The sequence below is a fragment of the Saccharopolyspora soli genome (assembly GCF_022678645.1).
In the GTDB taxonomy this organism is placed as follows: domain Bacteria; phylum Actinomycetota; class Actinomycetes; order Mycobacteriales; family Pseudonocardiaceae; genus Saccharopolyspora; species Saccharopolyspora soli.
Window position 1 is genome coordinate 26,824 of record NZ_JALBWV010000067.1, and the last position, 17,362, is coordinate 44,185.

The 17,362-nt window shown below is 70.3% G+C and carries 14 protein-coding genes and 1 pseudogene; 12 read left to right on the forward strand and 3 right to left on the reverse strand.

The genetic code is table 11. The features are described 5' to 3' along the window. Positions 1 to 49 precede the first annotated feature (49 nt). Genes MOQ72_RS35675 through MOQ72_RS35695 form a run of 5 tightly spaced genes read left to right on the forward strand, consistent with a single transcriptional unit; the run spans position 50 to position 4,183 of the window. The gene (locus tag MOQ72_RS35675) at positions 50 to 661 is read left to right on the forward strand and encodes a DUF4178 domain-containing protein (RefSeq protein WP_242190247.1); all 612 of its coding nucleotides are present in this window, start codon (positions 50 to 52) and stop codon (positions 659 to 661) included. A gap of 3 nt (positions 662 to 664) precedes the next feature. Continuing rightward, positions 665 to 1,102 (forward strand): DUF4247 domain-containing protein, encoded by a 438-nt coding sequence (locus tag MOQ72_RS35680; RefSeq protein WP_242190248.1) that lies wholly within the window; start codon positions 665 to 667, stop codon positions 1,100 to 1,102. Next, entirely contained in the window at positions 1,099 to 2,064 is a 966-nt protein-coding gene (locus MOQ72_RS35685) for a hypothetical protein (protein ID WP_242190249.1), read from the forward strand. Before MOQ72_RS35680 ends, MOQ72_RS35685 begins: the two co-directional genes overlap by 4 nt. A gap of 33 nt (positions 2,065 to 2,097) precedes the next feature. Continuing rightward, positions 2,098 to 2,523, forward strand: a complete 426-nt coding sequence (locus MOQ72_RS35690; RefSeq protein ID WP_242190250.1) for a DUF350 domain-containing protein — start codon at positions 2,098 to 2,100, stop codon at positions 2,521 to 2,523. Positions 2,524 to 2,530: 7 nt separating this feature from the next. Then, a complete protein-coding gene (locus MOQ72_RS35695; protein WP_242190251.1) occupies positions 2,531 to 4,183 on the forward strand; it encodes a polyamine aminopropyltransferase in 1,653 nt (550 codons plus the stop codon). A gap of 49 nt (positions 4,184 to 4,232) precedes the next feature. Here the strand turns inward: MOQ72_RS35695 and MOQ72_RS35700 are convergent, their stop codons facing one another. Next, positions 4,233 to 5,333, reverse strand: a complete 1,101-nt coding sequence (locus MOQ72_RS35700; RefSeq protein ID WP_242190252.1) for a LacI family DNA-binding transcriptional regulator — start codon at positions 5,331 to 5,333, stop codon at positions 4,233 to 4,235. Positions 5,334 to 5,520: 187 nt separating this feature from the next. Between MOQ72_RS35700 and MOQ72_RS35705 the strand changes: the two genes are divergently transcribed. The 5 genes from MOQ72_RS35705 (at position 5,521) to MOQ72_RS35725 (ending at position 10,055) form a co-directional block, all read left to right on the forward strand. Continuing rightward, positions 5,521 to 6,615 (forward strand): ABC transporter ATP-binding protein, encoded by a 1,095-nt coding sequence (locus MOQ72_RS35705; RefSeq protein WP_242190253.1) that lies wholly within the window; start codon positions 5,521 to 5,523, stop codon positions 6,613 to 6,615. Between the two features lie 197 nt (positions 6,616 to 6,812). Then, positions 6,813 to 7,766, forward strand: coding sequence for a metal ABC transporter solute-binding protein, Zn/Mn family (locus MOQ72_RS35710; protein WP_242190254.1), 954 nt, complete (start codon positions 6,813 to 6,815; stop codon positions 7,764 to 7,766). 3 nt (positions 7,767 to 7,769) lie between these two features. Further along, positions 7,770 to 8,615 carry a metal ABC transporter ATP-binding protein gene (locus MOQ72_RS35715; protein ID WP_242190255.1) on the forward strand — a complete coding sequence of 282 codons (846 nt, stop codon included), beginning with the start codon at positions 7,770 to 7,772 and terminating at the stop codon, positions 8,613 to 8,615. After that, positions 8,612 to 9,490 carry a metal ABC transporter permease gene (locus tag MOQ72_RS35720; RefSeq protein ID WP_242190256.1) on the forward strand — a complete coding sequence of 293 codons (879 nt, stop codon included), beginning with the start codon at positions 8,612 to 8,614 and terminating at the stop codon, positions 9,488 to 9,490. Before MOQ72_RS35715 ends, MOQ72_RS35720 begins: the two co-directional genes overlap by 4 nt. 55 nt (positions 9,491 to 9,545) lie before the next feature. After that, positions 9,546 to 10,055: an ion channel gene (locus MOQ72_RS35725; RefSeq protein ID WP_242190257.1), complete on the forward strand. Its 510-nt coding sequence runs from the start codon at positions 9,546 to 9,548 to the stop codon at positions 10,053 to 10,055. A gap of 48 nt (positions 10,056 to 10,103) precedes the next feature. Here the strand turns inward: MOQ72_RS35725 and MOQ72_RS35730 are convergent, their stop codons facing one another. Beyond that, on the reverse strand, positions 10,104 to 11,138 hold the full coding sequence (locus MOQ72_RS35730; protein ID WP_242190258.1) for an ADP-ribosylglycohydrolase family protein: 1,035 nt from the start codon (positions 11,136 to 11,138) through the stop codon (positions 10,104 to 10,106). Positions 11,139 to 11,465: 327 nt separating this feature from the next. Here MOQ72_RS35730 and MOQ72_RS35735 point away from each other — a divergent pair, with 327 nt between their 5' ends. After that, entirely contained in the window at positions 11,466 to 14,312 is a 2,847-nt protein-coding gene (locus MOQ72_RS35735) for an AfsR/SARP family transcriptional regulator (RefSeq protein WP_242190259.1), read from the forward strand. 735 nt (positions 14,313 to 15,047) lie between these two features. Here the strand turns inward: MOQ72_RS35735 and MOQ72_RS35740 are convergent. Next, positions 15,048 to 15,851 (reverse strand): SGNH/GDSL hydrolase family protein, encoded by an 804-nt coding sequence (locus MOQ72_RS35740; protein WP_242190260.1) that lies wholly within the window; start codon positions 15,849 to 15,851, stop codon positions 15,048 to 15,050. A 491-nt stretch (positions 15,852 to 16,342) separates the two neighbouring features. On the opposite strand from MOQ72_RS35740, the pseudogene MOQ72_RS35745 reads away from it, so the two are divergent. Continuing rightward, a pseudogene (locus MOQ72_RS35745) lies at positions 16,343 to 17,362 on the forward strand (hypothetical protein); the annotation flags it as partial.

A 17,362-nucleotide genomic window follows, 5' to 3' on the forward strand; every position in this document is an offset into this window, starting at 1 on the left:
GGGTGGCTAATACGCTCTGTGCCGGACACGCGATGGGAAGGGCGGACGGGTGAACGGACTGACCGCAACGCTGATCGTTTTGGTCATCGTGCTGATCATCGTCGCGGCGGTCGCCGTGATCCTGGGCCTGCGGGCCAGGCGCACCGCCCGGAAACCGGAAGGTCGGCCGACCGACCCGTTCCACACCGGTGATCAGGACTCGCTGCGCGGTGACCCGCGGGCGCTGAAGGCGGGCGACATCGTGGAGGTCCGCGGCCAGACCTACACGGTGCGCGGCAGCGTCCGGCTCTCCGAAGGCGGCTGGAACTGGTCGGAGCACCTGCTCGACGACGCCAAGGACACCCAGGTGTGGCTGGCCGTGGAGGAGGACCCGGACCTGATCCTGTCGCTGTGGACGCCGGTCGCCGATGCTGGCGAACCCGGCGCGAAGACCGTCGACTTCGCCGGGCGCACCTACCACTCCGAGGAGTCCGGCAGCGCGGAGTTCCGCAGCGAGGCGACCACCGGCCTGGCGGAGCGGGGCACCGTGCGCTACCACGACTACCAGGCATCGGACGGCTCGAAGCTGGGCTTCGAGTCCTACGGCGGCGCCGACTGGGAGGCCAGCACCGGCGAGGAGCTCAGCCGCTACGACGTGCTCATCTACCCGACGGCGGACTGACCTGTGAAACCAAAGTTCTGGTTCGTGCTGGCCGGTGCCGCTGCGGTGCTGGCGCTGATCATCGGGCTGGTGACGATCTTCTCCACCGGCACCGGGCCGCGCGGCTACGTCGCGAACACCTACACCCGCGCGGCCCACCTGGACCTGCCCGGCGACTCCGACAACCGGGCCTACACCAGCACGCTGTTACCGAGCGCGGTCGCCTACCAGATCAGCTCGAAGTGGCGGCCGCAGTCGCAGTACACCGACTCGTCAGGCATCTACCTGCGGTATTCCGACGACGCCGTGGTGATCAAGCCGCAGGCGCCGGGTTCGGTGATCCACGTGATGGACGTCGACCACGCCTACCGCCGCTACCACAGCCACGTCGGCGGGTTCTGGGGTTGGGGCAGCCCGCACGGCGAGAGCTTCCGCGGTAGAGGACCGGGGGCTGGCAAATGACCACCACCATTGGGAAACCGGCTCGCCGCCTGTGGATAGTCGCGATCGTCGTCGGCTTCTTCCTCCTCGTCGGCAGCGTTGCTGTCTCGGGGCTGTTCGGCAGTTCCGCGCAGCGCACCTTCACCTCGGACGACACCACCTACTACTCGGACACCCAGACCTACTCGGGTCCGCCGATCCAGCGGTTCACCCCGGCCGATGCGCAGCAGTTGGCGCAGGGCCTCGCCGCGGCCGAGAAGCAGCACGGGGTGTGCTTCGGCTGGAAGCTCGTCGACGGATCCACCAAGAAGTTCGACCAGGGGTCCAGCCGGGGCGCGAACGTGCCCGCCAACACCTGCCCGCGCTGGGCCGAGACCCAGGTCTTCGTCGCCGCCGCGGCCACCGACGACGACCAGGACGCGGCCGAGATAAGGGTCGACGGCTCGGACGAGTTCAGTTCGCTGCCGGACAACGCGGACTTCGTGAACCTCGGTGTCACCGCGGACTCGCTGGCCGAGGACACGGTGACGGTGACCGGGCAGGCCGCGTTGGGACTGCCGCTGCTGATGGTCGAAAGCGGCGCGCTGCGACCACCGCAGGTGCCGGACAACCCGCCGGGCAACGCCTCGGTTCCGCCGCTGCCGCAGGGTGATGGCTCGGGGTCGAACTGGGTGACCTGGGCGTGGCTCGTCGGGTTGGGCGTCGTCGTGGTTCTCGGCCTGTTGCTGGGTTTCCGGGCCCGCGCCAAGCAGAAGTCCACATCGGACACCCCGGCCGGTCCACCACCACCGAGGCCCCCGCAGCCGCCGGGACCGCCGCCGGGAGCTCCGATGCCACCGCCGCCGCCGGGTGGTCGGCCGCAGCCGGGCTGGCCCGGACCGCCTCCCGGACCGCCGCCACCTGGTCCACCGCGCGGTGGCCCACCGCCGCCTTGGCCACCACCTCCACCGCAGGGGCCGCCGCCAGCGGGCCCTCGACGCTGACCGCACCGACCACGACACGAGAAGGACACGACCTTGCTCCAGGAATTGCTCACCGGGCTGCTCGCCGCGGTCGCCTACGGGGTGATCGGCGTGGCGATGATGGCGCTCGGCTACCTGCTCGTCGACCTGGCCACGCCGGGCAAGCTCCGCGACCTGATCTGGGTACGCCGCAACCCGAACGCGGCGTTGCTGCTGGTCTCCGGGCTGCTCGGGGTTGGGATCATCTTGACCACCGCGATCGCGGCCAGCGCCGACGACCTGGTCGCCGGACTGATCGGCACCCTCGCCTACGGGATCCTCGGACTGGTGCTGATGAGCCTGTCGTTCCTGCTCATCGACGCGGTGACGCCGGGCAAGCTGGGCGACGAACTGGCCGCTGCGAACCTGCACCCGGCCAGCTGGGTGTCGGCGACCGCGCACGTGGTGATCGCCGTGCTCATCGCTGCCGCGATCTGGTGATCAGCGCGTGTCGGTGAATGCCGAGCCCACCACCGAGCCCGCCGAACCGGACGTCGCGCCCGGCAAGCAACGCGGCCGGATCGCCCGGACCGCGGTGCTGGTGGCGGTGTTCATCTGCGCCGCTTGTGGCTTGGTCTACGAACTGGCGCTGGTCGCGCTCGGCAGTTACCTGATCGGCGACACCGTCGGCCAGGCGTCGATCGTGCTGTCGCTGATGGTGTTCGCGATGGGCATCGGCGCGCTGGCCGCGAAACCGCTGCAACGCTGGGCGGCTCCGGCCTTCGCGGGCATCGAGCTGCTGCTCGCGCTGCTCGGCGGGCTGAGCGTGCTCGGGCTGTACGCCGCGTTCGCTTGGCTGAGCCTGTACACACCGGCGCTGATCGCGACCGCGCTCGTGCTGGGCGTGCTGATCGGCGCCGAGATCCCGCTGCTGATGGTGCTGTTGCAGCGGATTCGGCAGCAGGACGCGGGTTCCGCGGTCGCGGACCTGTTCGCGGCCGACTACGTCGGCGGACTCGTCGGCGGGTTGGCCTTCCCGTTCCTGCTGCTGCCGCTGTTCGGGCAGGTGCAGGGCGCGTTGCTGGTCGGCATGCTCAACGCCGCGGCCGGGCTCGGGCTGGTGCTGACCGTTTTCCGCCGGGAACTGTCCAAACGCGCCACTTTGCTGCTGACCAGCGCATCCCTGCTGGTGGGCGGCGTGCTCGTCGGGGCTTGTGCGTTCGCCGACGATTTCGAGATCACCGCGCGCCAAGCGCTCTACGCGGACCCGGTGGTGCACTCGGAGCGCACTCCCTACCAGGACGTCGTGCTGACCGAATCGGTGTCGTTGAGCGGCAACCCCGACACCCGGCTGTACCTGAACGGGGATCTGCAGTTCAGCTCGGTGGACGAGTACCGGTACCACGAGGCGATGGTGCATCCGGCGATGGCCGGGCCGCACGGGCGGGTGCTCGTGCTCGGCGGCGGTGACGGGCTGGCGCTGCGGGAGTTGTTGCGCTACCCGGACGTCCGCGAGGTCACGCTGGTGGAACTCGACCCGGCCGTGCTGGCGCTGGCCCGAACTGATCCGCGAGTGTCCACTTTGAACGCGCACAGCTTCGCCGATCCGCGGGTCCGGACGGTGTCGGCGGACGCCTTCAGCTGGTTGCGGGACAACCGGGAGCGGTATGACGTGGTGCTCGTCGACATGCCCGACGCGGACTCCACGGCCACCGCGAAGTTGTACTCGGCCGAGTTCTACGGACTGGTCCGGCATGCGATGTCCGACGACGCGCGAGTCGTGGTCCAGGCCGGTTCGCCGTTCTTCGCCCCGAAGGCGTTCTGGTGCACCGAATCGACGATGCGCTCGGCCGGGCTGAACACCGTGCCGTACGAGGTGTCGGTGCCCAGCTTCGGAGAGTGGGGCTTCCACCTCGGCTCGGCGGCCACCCCGCCGTCAGCGGGCGCGGCGGCCAGCGGCGGTAGCGCGCTCGCGTCGCCCGGCGCGCCGCCGTTGCGGTTGCCCGTGGATGCTCCGCCCTTGCGCTCGCTGGACGCGGCGACGCTGCAAGCGGCGGCGACGTTCCCACCGGACCGGTCGCGGATCCCCGGTATGGAGCCCTCGACCCTGCTGCACCCGACGATCCTCCAGTACGCCCAAGGCGAGTGGACGAACTACTGACCCGTCGAATGTCCAGGCGAAATCCCAATTTCAGGGAAGTTCGGCACCGCTACGGGCCGAACCAGCGTTCTTCGGCTGAGCGGGGCGGGGCTGACGTGCTGCCCGTGATGAGTTGGGTTTCCAGCTGGATGTGGCGGGGTCGGCCCGGCTCGCTGGCCTCCAGCAGCAGCCGTCCGGCGGCGCGCCCCTTCTCCAGCCACGGCTGGCGCACCGTCGTCAGGCCCACCCGCTCCGCATCCGGGATTCCGTCGAAGCCGGTGATGGTCAGGTCCTCGGGCACCCGCAGGCCGCGGTTGCGGGCCTCGCTGAGCGCGCCGAGCGCCAGGATGTCCGAAGTGCACACGATGGCGGTGATCTCCGGATCGATCTCCAGCAACTGCGCCGCCGCCGACGCACCGGAGGCCGTGGTGTGGTCGAAGCGCTCGACCACCGGCACCGTCGTCCAGTCCACCCCGGCCTCGCTGAACGCCTCGGCCAGCGCGGTCAACCGGGCCTTCTGCACGTGGAAGCTGGCGTTGGCCTGCCGCTGCACCGACGCGGGCCCGTCGTTGCGACCGCGGGCCAGGCGCATGCACAGCACCCCGATCCGGCGATGCCCGAGCCCGATCAGGTGATCGGCGACGGTCTTGATGGCCTTCCCGTCGTCCGGACCGACCCAGTCCAGGTTGTCCAGCCGCGGCTGGTCGCAGACCACCACCGGAACCGGGCGTTCGAGCACCGCCGCCAAGTGCGGGTCATCTTCCGGGACCGAGTACACGACGAATCCGTCCACTCCGGCGCGGTGCACCGCCGCGACGTCCTCGCGTTCCGGGCTCGCCGGGATCAACAACAGGCCCTGACCAGCATCTTCGCAGGCCAGTGCAAGTCCTTCGAGGAAGCCCACCGCGCCCGGATCGCGGAAGGCGTACGAGAGGTTCTCGGTCAGCAGCAGCCCGACCGCACCCGCCTTCCGGGTCCGCAACGACCGCGCCACCGGGTCCGGGCCCGGATAGCCGAGTCGGCGAGCCGTTTCGAGGACTCGCTTGCGCAGCTCCGGGGAGAGCTGGTCCGGACGGTTGTACGCATTCGACACCGTTGTCCGGGAGACCCCGAGTTCCGCAGCGAGCGAGGCGAGCGTCGCAGGCCGCCGGGCATTCGTTGACCGCGCCATGGAGGAACCGTAACGGTTCAGTACCGTAGGGTGAAGCGAGCATGATGCATATCCCACTCACGTTCGAATCATGAACACGGAGCGACGCAGAGTAACTACGCTCCGAAATGGTTCATTCAAGGGGCTGACCGCGAGCCGTTTTGCGGTTACGTTCTTCGGGACCGATTCGGTGAAAGGTGCGTCACAGATGGCTGAGGTTGCATACGTCAACGCCTCGCGCGTTTACCAGGGGAATCCGCCGGTCCGCGCTGTCGATCAGCTCGCCCTGGATGTCGCAGACGGCGAGTTCCTGGTCCTGGTCGGCCCGTCGGGCTCGGGCAAGTCGACGGCGTTGCGAATGCTCGCCGGTCTCGAAGACGTCGACGAGGGTGGGATCACCATTGGTGGCAACGATGTCACCAACACTCCGCCGAAGTCGCGGGACATCGCCATGGTGTTCCAGTCGTACGCGTTGTACCCGCACATGACCGTGGCCGAGAACATGGGCTTCGCGCTCAAGCTGCGCAAGACCCCCAAGGGCGTCATCAAGGAGAAGGTCACCGAGGCCGCCAAGATGCTCGACCTGGAGAAGTACCTGGACCGCAAGCCCAAGGCGCTCTCCGGTGGGCAGCGGCAGCGGGTGGCGATGGGGCGCGCGATCGTCCGGGAGCCGAGCGTGTTCCTGATGGACGAGCCGCTGTCCAACCTCGACGCCAAGCTGCGCGTGGAGACCCGCGCCAACATCGCGGCGCTGCAGAAGCGGCTGGGCACCACCACGATCTACGTCACCCACGACCAGGTCGAGGCCATGACGATGGGGCACCGCGTCGCGGTGCTCAAGGACGGGTTGCTGCAGCAGGTCGCCACGCCGCGCGAGCTGTACGAGAACCCGGCGAACGCCTTCGTGGCGGGCTTCATCGGCTCGCCCGCGATGAACCTCAAGACTGTGCCGCTGAGCAGCGAGGGAGCAGTGCTGGACGGGACGACCATCCCGCTGCCGCGCGATGCCGTCTCCGCCGCGGGCGACCTCAAGGAGATCACCTTCGGCGTCCGTCCCGAGGCGTTGTCGCTGACCTCCGGCGAGGAGCAGGGGCTGGCCATGACCGTCGAGCTGGTCGAGGAGCTCGGCGCCGACGCGCTCATCCACGGCTCCATCGAGATCAACGGCTCCCAGGAGCGCTTCGTCGTCCGCGGGGACGGCCGCACGCCGCCCGCGCTCGGCCAGAAGGTGACCGTGGCGCTGCGCGACACCAGTGAGATCCACCTCTTCCACCCGGAGACGGGAGTCCGCCTCACCGCCTAGTTTTCGCAGATCACCCCAAGGCTGACGCCCCCGCTGGTCCTGGCGGGGGCGTCGTTGTGCGTGCAGTCGAAATAACCCGGTCGGTGGAACGTTGTGCTCAAGGGTGCTTAGACTGTAGTTGACAACGGTTTCCGTTACCGTTCGCAACTAGGGCTCAGTCCGCTGCGCCAGAGGTCGATCACCGAGGAGTGCATCCGATGACCGTTCGCCGCCGAAGTGCTGCCGCGTTAGCCAGCCTCGCCGCAACCGCTCTCGCACTGACCGCCTGCGGTACCGGCGAGCAGGCAGCACCCGGCGGCGGGGACAAGATCAAGGTCGTCGCCTCGACGAGCGTGTGGGGCAGCGTGGTGCAGGCGGTCGGCGGTGATGGCGTCGAGGTGGAGTCGATCATCCGCGACCCCAGCGCCGACCCGCACTCCTACGAGAGCAGTCCGCAGGACGCCGCGAAGGTCACCGACGCCGACCTGTTGGTGTTCAACGGCGGCGGCTACGACGAGTTCATGACGCAGATCCTCGGCAGCGGTGGCCAGGGCAAACCCACCGTGGAGGCCGTCAAGGACGAGCACGAGGGCGAGCCCGCCACGCACGAGGCGCCGGACGAGCACGCGGGGCACGACCACGCGGTGAACGAGCACGTCTGGTACGACCTGCACGTGGTGCACGAGGTCGCCGACCAGGTGGCCACCGAGCTGGGCAAGCTCCGGCCCGCCGAAGCCGAGCAGTTCAACCAGGCCGCCGACCGGTTCGAGCAGGAGATCAGCGGCATGGAGGGACGGGTCGGCGAGATCGCCGCGGCCAACCAGGGCAAGCAGGTGATCGTCACCGAGCCGGTCGCGCACTACCTGGTCGAGGCCGCGAAGCTGCAGGACATCACCCCACCGTCGTTCGTCAACGCCATCGAGGCCGAGACCGATCCGTCGGCGGCGGCGGTCGCGGAGGTCCAGAACGTGGTGAACGCCGGGCAGATCGCGGCGGTCATCTACAACCCGCAGACCGAATCGCCGGTCACCCGCAACGTGCGCAGCGCCGCCGAGCAGAATCGCATCCCGGTGGTGGAGCTGACCGAGACGCTGCCGACCGACAAGACCTACGTGCAGTGGATGGACGCCCAGATCACTGCGTTGCAGAACGCCCTGAACCAGAATCGCTGAGATATGACCGCCAAACCCGAGACCGAGCTGGTCGTCACCCGCACCGACACCGCCCCTGCGGTGCGGCTGCGCAACGCCGGGCTCTCCTACGGCCCCCGCGCCCTGTGGTCCGGCCTGGACCTGGACGTGGCACCGGGCGAGTTCCTGGCCGTGCTCGGACCGAACGGATCCGGCAAGACCAGCCTGCTGCGGGTGCTGCTGGGGTTGCAGCCGCTGACCACGGGCAGCGTCGAGATCGCCGGTGAACCGGCCCGTCGCGGCAGCAACCGGATCGGCTACATCCCGCAGCAGCGCGCTCTCGAAGCCACCGTGACGGTGCGCGGCAGCGATCTGGTCGGCCTCGGGCTGGACGGGCACCACTGGGGCATGGGCATCAGCAGCCGCCGGGAGCGCAAGCGCCGGGTGGCCGCGGCGCTGCGCGCGGTCGAGGCGACCGAGTACGCCCGGATGCCGCTGGGCCTGCTCTCCGGCGGGGAGCAGCAGCGGCTCCGGGTGGCGCAGGCGCTGGTCAGCGACCCGTCGGTGCTGCTGTGCGACGAGCCGCTGCTGTCCCTGGACATCTCGCACCAGCGCAAGGTCAGCCGGTTGATCGCCAACCAGGCGCGGCTGACCGGCGCCGCGGTCCTGTTCGTCACGCACGAGATCAACCCGGTGCTGCCGCTGGTCGACCGGGTGCTCTACCTGGTCGACGGCCGGTTCCGGATCGGTCCGCCGGACGAGGTGATGAACTCCGCCACGCTCTCCGAGCTGTACCGCACCGATGTCGAGGTCGCCCGGGTGGGCGGTCGGCTGGTGGTGGCGGGCACCGATGATCACGACCACCACGTGCAAGAGGCGGACGAGGCGTGAACGCATTCATCGACGCGCTGGGCAGGATCCTGGACTTCTCGACCACGGTGGACCTGCTCGGCTACCCGTTCGTCCAGCAGGCGCTGCTGGCCGCCGCCGCGCTCGGGCTCGTATCCGGTTGCCTGGCTCCGCTGATCGTCGCGCGGAAGATGTCGTTCGCCGTGCACGGCACCGCTGAGCTCGCCTTCACCGGCGCGGCGGCCGCGCTGCTGATCGGCGTCGGCGTGGGGGTCGGGGCGCTGGCCGGTGCCGTCGTCGCCGCGTTGCTGCTGGGTTTGCTGGGGCAGCGCGGCACCGAACGCGATTCGGTGATCGGCGCGATCTTGTCCTTCGGGCTCGGCGTTGGCGTGTTGCTGCTGTGGCTGAACCCGGAGCGGACCGCGAACAAGTTCAGCCTGCTGGTGGGGCAGATCGTCGGCGTCGACTCGTCGGACGTGCTGCTGCTGACCGGTTGCGCGGCGGTGGTGCTGCTGGTGCTGGCCTTCGTGTACCGACCGCTGCTGTTCGCCAGCGTCGACCCGGATGTCGCGGCGGCCCGCGGGGTGCCCGCGCGGCTGTTGACGCCGCTGTTCGCGGTGCTGGTCGGCGTGGCGACCGCACTGGGCGTGTACACCGTTGGTGCGTTGCTGGTGCTCGCGCTGATGGTGACGCCGGGGGCCGCGGCGGCGCGGGTGACCGCGAGTCCGGTCAAGGCGACCGTGCTGGCCGTGGTGTTCGCCGAGGTGGCGGTGCTCGGTGGCATCGTCCTGTCGCTGGCACCGGGAGCCCCGGTGAGCGCGTTCGTCACTATCATCTCGTTCGTGATCTACCTGGTGTGCCGGATCGTCGGCAACCGCCGACTCGGCCGCCTGGCCCGCACCCCGGTCCCCGCCTGAGCCGGGCGTCCGAACCGAATGGCGGCAGGCTCGGCGGTGACCCACGCTGGCGCTCGTGCCCGGAACCGTCCGGAGAAAAGTGCTGATCAACCTGGCGACCGCGCTGGCCGCCGTGGTGCTGAGCACCGTCGGGTACTACCTGCTGCCGATCGGCCGGTTCGGTGTCGCGGGCACCGTGAACTGGGTCGTCGCGTTCGCCATCGGACTGGCCGCCGTGGCCGCGCTGATCGTCTTCCAAGTGCGCCGGTTCCGGACCCGCGATGTGCGCCGGAGCAGCTCCATCGCTGGCGTGGTGGCGGCGTTGTACCTGGCGGTGCTGTTCTTCTCGACCGTCTACTTCGGACTCGCGTACCACGATCCGGGATCGATCACGGTGTTGCGCACCAAGACCGACGCGCTCTACTTCGCGCTGTCGATCACCAGCACGGTCGGTTTCGGCGACGTGCACGCGGTTTCCCAGCTCGCCCGCGCCATCGCCGCACTGCACATGGCCTTCAACATCGGATTCCTCGGCGCGGCCGTCGCGATAGTCCGGGTCAGGGCGAAGCGCCCCGACGGGGCCTGACGGTGACCTCGCCTTGCGGTAGTTCCGGGCGATTTCGCGCGCCGCCCGTCAGCTGAGGCCGAGGTAGCGGCGTTCGTTGAACTTCTCGCCCGCGCAGGAGGCGCCGAGGTCGTGGCCGATGCGCTCGATCACGTCCGCCATTTCCAACCTGGCCAGCCAGGAGCGGGGCAGTACCGACGTACCGTGCCGGGCGCCGAGGATGCTGCCGGTGACCGCCGCCGTGGAGTCGCTGTGCCCCGAGTGGTTGGCCGCCAGCCGCAGGGCGTCGGTGAACTGCTCGGGCTTCGGCAGCGCGAGCGCGCAGTAGACGCCGATGGCCAGCGCTTCCGGGCCGATCCAGCCCTGTCCGAGCCGCTCGATGTGGCCGACGCTCGCGCCCAACCTGGCCAGCGTGGACGCCTCCGCCAGCGCTGAAGCGGTCTCCGCGTCCTCGCGGAGCACCCGCCCCGCGGCCTGGTCCACCGCGGCTGGCAGCCGCCGCTGCTGCACTGCCACCAGGTGCACGATCAGCGCGAACGCTCCGGCCGAGGCCCAGCCGCCGACCCCGCCGTGGGTGAGCGCGGCGCACTGGCAGGCCAACTGGTAAGCCATTTCGGCGGTCGGCGCGAGGCCGAGCGGTGCGCTGCGGTCCACGCCGCCGCAGCCCTTGGAGCTGTTCCGCGGCCGGTCCGGCGTGCCGAGTTCGTCCTCCTGCAGCGCGCGGAGGCTGGTCAGGCCGGGCGCCCGGTTGGCGTACAGCTCGGGTTCGGCCAGCAGACCGGTGACGCCGGGCGGCGGTTTGTCCTCTTGCTGGGTGATCAGCCACCGCCGGTAGGCGGCACCCGTGGATTCCACCGGACGCCACTGGCCGCCGTTGTTGCCGCTGGTCCAGGCGTGCAGGTAGCCCTCGCCGGTGAACAGCGACAGCTGCGTGGCGTCGCCCAGCAGGGCCTGAGGTGGCGGTTCGGCGACGCCCTCCTGGCCGAATTCGGCTCGGATGTCGTCCAGTTGCGCGTACTCGACCGGACTACCGAGCGCATCGCCCAATGCCCCGCCGAGCAGGCAGGCCACCGCGCGATCGACCACTGTGGACGGCGTGCGCACGGGTGGGGCTCTCCTTCCACAGTGTCCTCGTACGAGTGATCGGCCGAGTTCAGACTTTACTTGCCGTATCGGTTTGCCGGGAGATGTTCACCGCAACGGCGAGCCGCGGAACGGTACGCCCTGGTGGAAACCGGACATAGCGCCATTGGGGTGAAACGTGGACCGGTGGTCACGCCACGTTCGGCGGAGGGTCGTTACGGTGTGTCGGGCTTCGGAGGCGCGGGCCTCGCCGGTGCGGATGATCTGGGGTGTGGACTCGGTGTGAGTGGTGACCGAGACTGGATGAAGGCTCAACAAAAACACGAACGAGAGTCGGATTTGGGGAACATGGCGCCGCACGGCAGCCCGATCGAGGCACCGAGCACGGGATTCGAATTCCGCCTGCTCGGTCCGCTTGAGGTGCGTGTCGACGGCACCCCGCGGCCACTGGGCAGCACCCCGGTCCGCGCCCTGCTGGCCTGCCTGCTGCTGGAACCGAACCAGGTCGTGTCGATGGACCGGCTCATCGACACGCTGTGGGACCACGACCCACCGGCCAGCGCCCGCACCATCATCCAGGGCTACGTCTCGCGGCTGCGCAAGCTCTTCGCCGAGGGTGGCCCGGAACGGCCGGAAATCGTCACCCGCGCGCCCGGCTACCTGCTGCGGGTCGACAGCGATCGGATCGACGCGCATCGCGCGCGGGCGCTGATCGGCCGGGCGCACGGACTGGAACCCGCCGAACGGTCGCGGGTGCTGGCCGAGGCGTTGACCCTGTGGCAGGGGCCGGTGCTGTCGGACATCGCGAGCAGCCGGTTGTACCGCATGGTCGCCCCCAACCTCGACGAGCTGCGGTTGCTCGCCGTGGAGGAGCGGGTGGCGGCCGACCTCGAACTCGGTCGGCACCACCAACTGGTGCTGGAACTGTCCATCCTGGTCGACCGGTACCCGCTGCGCGAACGGCTCACCGGGCAGTTGATGCTGGCCAACTACCGCGCTGGCCATCGCGCCGAGGCGCAGGCCCGCTACCACGCGCTGCGCCAGCGGCTGTCCAACGAGCTCGGCCTCGATCCCGGCCCCGAGCTGCGCGAACTCTACGAGCGACTGCTCCGCGACGACCCGACCCTGCGCAACCCGCAGCGCCGGATCGAACCCGCGCTCGGCATCCGGCGGCCGATCCCGGCCGAGCTGCCCCCGGCCCCGGCCGGGTTCGTCGGCCGCCACCGGGAGCTCGGCGAGCTGGACCGGATGCTGGCCGGGCGGGAATCCGGCTCCAGCCTGCTCGCGGTGGTGACTGGTACCGCTGGGGTGGGCAAGAGCGCGCTCGCGCTGACCTGGGCGCACCGCGTGGAGCACGAATTCCCCGACGGCCAGCTGTACGCGGAGCTGCGCGGTTTCGACTCGAAGCGCGAGCCGCTCACCCCCGGCGAGGCGCTGACCAGCATGCTGAAGACGCTCGGCGTCGCGGCGAACGCGATCCCGGTCGAGCTGGACGACCGAACCGCGCTGTACCGCTCGCTGCTGGCCAAGCGGCGGGTGCTGGTGCTGCTGGACAACGCCCGGGATTCCGAGCAGGTGCGGCCGCTGCTGCCGGGCAGCTCCGAGTCGCTGGTGCTGCTGACCAGCAGGCGGCGGTTGGACGGCCTGGTGGTGCACAGCGGAGCGCGGGTGCTGCCGCTGGAAACCCTGCCCACCGCCACCGCGATCGAGCTGCTGGACCGCGCGGGCGTGCCCGGCAAGTCGGCTTCCGAACCGGCCGCAGCGGCCCAGCTCGCCGCGCTGTGCGGCGGTCTGCCGCTGGCGTTGCGGATCGCCGCTGCCCGGCTGGCCGCGAACCCGGCCCGAGGCGTGTCCGACCTGGTGCACGAGCTCACCGATGAGCGCAACCGGCTGCACGCGTTGGACATGGACGACGCCGATACCAGCGTTCGCCGCGCGTTCGACATCTCCTACCGGAGCTTGAACCCGGTGCACGCCGACACCTTCCGGCTGCTGGGACTGGTGCCGGGCGGCACCTTCACCGCGCACGCCGTCGCGGCCCTGTGCGACACCGACCCGCCCAGTGCGCAGCGGCGGCTGCGGGCGCTGGCGCTCGCGCACCTGGTCACCGAACAGGCGCCGGACCGGTTCGGGATGCACGACCTGCTGCGCGTGTACGCCCGCGATCTGCTCGCCTCGCCCGGTTCGGCGGATCGCGGCGCGGACATCGAGGCGCTGCGTCGGCTGTTGAAGCACTACCTGGTCACGGCCGACCACGCGCGCCGCTTCCTCCGCCCGGCGCGGGACGACCTGGATTTCTCCAGCGGTGCCGAGGTGCCCCGTCCGGAGATCGCGGACCGGTCCCAGGCGTTGGAGTGGTTCGACGCCGAGTGGCCGAACCTGGTCGCCGCGATTCGGGCCGCGAACGCGGAGGGCATGCACGAGCTCGCCTGGCCGCTGGTGCGCCTGCAGTTCAACTACCTGATGGTGCGGTGCCCCTGGGAGGACTGGATCCGGATCTACACCGACGGGCTCGCTTCGGCCCGCGCGGTGCACGATCCGGCGGGCAAGGTGCTGATGTCGGCCGGGCTCGGGGTGGCGTACTCGCGGTCCGGCCAGTTGGACGCGGCGCTGGCGCACTACGACGAGTCCTACCGCGTCGCGGTGCAGACCGGTGACCCCGCTCGGCTGGCGATGACGCAGGTCAACATGGGCAGCGTGCTGTTCCGGCTGAAGCGCTACGACGAGGCGAAGGCGCACTGCCAGGACGCGCTGCGGGTCTACCGGTCGTTGGGGGACCGGTACTTCGTGGCCGGGGCGTTGAACAACCTCGCGATGGTGGAGCAGGTCAACGGCGAGTTGGCCGAGGCGTTGGCGCACCTGCGCGAGGCCGAGGCGTTGTACCGGGACGCCGACGACCTGGAGACGCTGGCGATGGTGCTGAACAACTGCGGCGAGGTGAGCATCGAGCTGGAGCGGATCGCCGACGGCGAGCGCTTCCACCACGAGGCCCTGGACGTCGCGTTGAGGTGCGGTTCCGCGGTGCGGCAGGCGTCCGCCTACCTCGGCCTCGGTGATGCGGCCCGCTCGCGCGGCGACCGCGAGGTGGCGCGGACCCGCTGGGAGACCGCGCTGGCGATCTTCGAAGCGGAGGGCTCGCCGCGGGTGACCGATGTTCGCGAGCGACTGGAAGATCTAGCCGCCGCGTCCCGCTGAGTGCCTGGCTTTGTTCTTGTTTTTGAAGCGGCGCCAGCCGCTTAGCCCACTCTCGCAGCTTGCACTGCGGCGGGTTCTCCCACGTCGTGTCGTGAGGACAGCCTCGACGTGGTGAGGGCATACATGATGTCGGCATCCCGGACCGAGACGGCGTCTGAGGTTCCGCCACTGGCACCGCCACGCAAACCGAGTTCGAAGAGAAGACGGGTTGTTTAGTCGACGTTTAGCGGGTGTGTAGTGCGCGCTGGGAGGTTTTGTGCGTGCGGATCAAGCCGTGCATGGTCCGCACGAACGGGCGGCTCTGGGGGGAGTCCTAGGGGGGATTGTCGCCCGGTCGTCCCGGTCGGCACTCGTTGTCGGCCGGGGCGGCCGCAAGGGGGTTCGACATTCGGGGCGGTTCCTCCCGGATGGACGTTGGGGGTGAGTGCGGGCTTTCGGCTGCGGGAGTTGGGTGATCCTGCCGAAGGTCCGCACTTCGTCATTCTTTCGACCTTCCAGGCTGGTTTTGGGTGGCGGTGCGGGTGGCGGAACCTCAGAAGCCTTCTCGGTCCGGGATCCCCGACATCATGTACGTCCAACACCACGTCGTGGCTGTCCTCCGAGAAGGCTTCTGAGAACCCGCGGCGGTGCCGGTTGCGAGGGTGGGCTAAGCGGCTGGCGCCGCTTGAAAGACGAAATCAAGTCCATGTCCAGGCACGCCCGTCTGCTTCGACCAGGGAAACGGTGCCGCCAGGATCACTGCGATGGTTGGGTCGCGGAGAGTTTCTCCAGTTGCGGGCGCTTCGGCCCGCGGCCGTCTCCGCTGGACACGCCGAGCAGGCGGCGGCCGACCCACGGCACCAGGTAGGTACTGGCCCACCGGATGTCCTGGGCGCGCTGGGCTCGCCACGACACGCCGGGCGCCGCTGGCCACGGCTCGCGCCAATCCCCGGTGACCGGCACGCCCAGCGCTTCGCAGGCCCGCAGGGCGACCCGGCGGTGGCCTGCGGAGGACAGGTGCAGTCGATCGCCGCTCCAAGCGCGTGCGTCCCGCAGCACCCCCATCGACCACAGGTCGAGGACGTAGCAGCCGTGCTTGTCGGCGATGGCGCGCAGGTGCGAGTTGTAGGTGCCGACCTTGCCGCGGACGCGGCGCAGCACCGGGGTGTCCCGGGTGTCGAAACCGGTGCCGATCAGCACGTCGGCCCCGGTGGCGCGCAGCTCGCGGACGGCGCCGTCGAACAGTTCCGCGACCTCGTCGGGGTTGCTGCCGGGGCGGATGATGTCGTTGCCACCAGCGCTGAGGGCGACCAGAGCTGGGCGCAGCGCGACGGCCTGCGGCACCTGGTCGCTGACGACCTGGCGGATCAGCTTGCCGCGCACCGCGAGGTTGGCGTAGCGCAGTTCCGGGTTCACCGCGGTCAGGTGCTCGGCCAACCGGTCCGCCCAGCCGCGGAAGCCGCCGTTCGGATCGGCATCGGCCAGTCCTTCGGTGAAGCTGTCGCCCATCGCGACGAAGCTGTCCCAGCGCGTCGAGCCGACGCTGCGCTGCGATTCCATCGGCCTGTGTCCTTCCTCGATTCCTCCGCACCGGCGATGATTCGAACCCACATTGGCTCTCGAAGCGCTACCTGCGCCACCGTTGGTTTCACCCGAGTGATTAACGGCACTGAAAGGTCTAGTTTTTCTGTCCGGTTCGCCCGGTCCGCTGCTCGAATTTGGCGTAATTCGTTGTCGCGCCGCACTTTTCCAGCATTGCGGCGGCAACTGAGCGGCTATTCCCCGAAACACCGGTACGGGTGAACGGCAGCTGCTACTGTCCATCGGCGGTAGCAGAAGCAATGAGGGGGCCCGCGATGCCGCGATCGATGCAGGTGACAGCTCGATGTGCGTTCGGGGAGACGCAGCGTCGTCCGCCCTTTCGCGCCATCGCGGTCGGTTGAGTTGGGGAACGACAGCATGCACGTCCGCGTCGGTTCCAATGCGCCCATCGGCCGGGTCCGCCCGGATCCGGTGCGGTGCCCCGACCGTCCCGAATATCTGGGGGAATCGTGACGTCTCCGCAGAATCCGGCGTCCGCGCCGGGGCCAGCGGGCTTCGACGCGCAACAGCGTGCCGCCGGTCCCGGCGGACGACGCCGGGCGGACGCGCCGATGCGCGGCTCGCTCGGCGGTGAGGTGCCGCCTGCGCCGGGCGGGCCCCGGCCCGCACCGCGCCCGATGCGCTTCGACACACGAGCGGAGTTCGCCGCACTGGCGGGCGAACCGCATCCGTTCGCGCTCTGGCAGCGCGCCGAGCAGCTCCCCGACCGCTTCGAGCAGGACCAGCGCAGGCAGGTCCAGGAAGTCCGATCGGCGCCCGCGCTGGACCGGCCCGACTCGCTGAAGCAACCCACCGGTGGGGTGTCGGCGCTGTCCGGCGATCTCGGTGGATTCGACGAACCGCCGGAACCCCGACCCGCTGGACCGGAACCCGCGGCGGAGCTCTCCGGCTCGCTCGAACCGGAGCCGCTGCTCGAAGAACCGCAGCGTCCCACTGGTTTCGCGGGCGGCCTGAGCGGTTCGCTGCCGCCGCCCACCCCGCAAGACGCGCCGCCGCCCGCACCACCACGGGACGGCCCGCTGCCGCCGGTGCCGCAGGACCGCCCGGCAGCTGCGCCAGCACCGCAGGACGGCCCACCAAGCGGTCCATTGCCGCAGGTCGGGCCACCGAGTGGCGCTTTCCAGCAGGCTGGCCCGCCGAGTGGTCCGCTGCCGCAGGCAGGTCCACCACAACGGCACGATGCACCGCCCGCGCCGCCGAGGCCCGACGGTCCTGCACCGCTGGACGGCCCGCCGAGCGGCCCGATGCCGCAGGTCGGCCCGCCGCCCGACGGTCCGGTGCCGCCTACCGGGCCTCGGCTCGCCGGGCCGCCGCCGGTCGACGGCCCGCCGATGGCGGAACCGCCGCGTCCCCCTGCTCCGCAGGGTCCGCCGTCGCCTCCGGTGGGAATCCCCGCGCCGCCGATGGGCGCTCCGCCGCCCCGGCCGCCAGCCGCTCCCGGCCCGCCGCCCGACGGGCCGCGCGCCGGG

What these genes read in the sequence shown, in the direction of transcription:
- MOQ72_RS35735 (WP_242190259.1), top strand. Translation starts at nt 11,466, where the DNA reads ATGGCGCCGCACGGCAGCCCGATCGAGGCACCGAGCACGGGATTCGAA.
- MOQ72_RS35710 (WP_242190254.1), top strand. Translation starts at nt 6,813, where the DNA reads ATGACCGTTCGCCGCCGAAGTGCTGCCGCGTTAGCCAGCCTCGCCGCA.
- MOQ72_RS35700 (WP_242190252.1), bottom strand. Translation starts at nt 5,333, where the DNA reads ATGGCGCGGTCAACGAATGCCCGGCGGCCTGCGACGCTCGCCTCGCTC.
- MOQ72_RS35705 (WP_242190253.1), top strand. Translation starts at nt 5,521, where the DNA reads ATGGCTGAGGTTGCATACGTCAACGCCTCGCGCGTTTACCAGGGGAAT.
- MOQ72_RS35740 (WP_242190260.1), bottom strand. Translation starts at nt 15,851, where the DNA reads ATGGAATCGCAGCGCAGCGTCGGCTCGACGCGCTGGGACAGCTTCGTC.
- MOQ72_RS35685 (WP_242190249.1), top strand. Translation starts at nt 1,099, where the DNA reads ATGACCACCACCATTGGGAAACCGGCTCGCCGCCTGTGGATAGTCGCG.
- MOQ72_RS35715 (WP_242190255.1), top strand. Translation starts at nt 7,770, where the DNA reads ATGACCGCCAAACCCGAGACCGAGCTGGTCGTCACCCGCACCGACACC.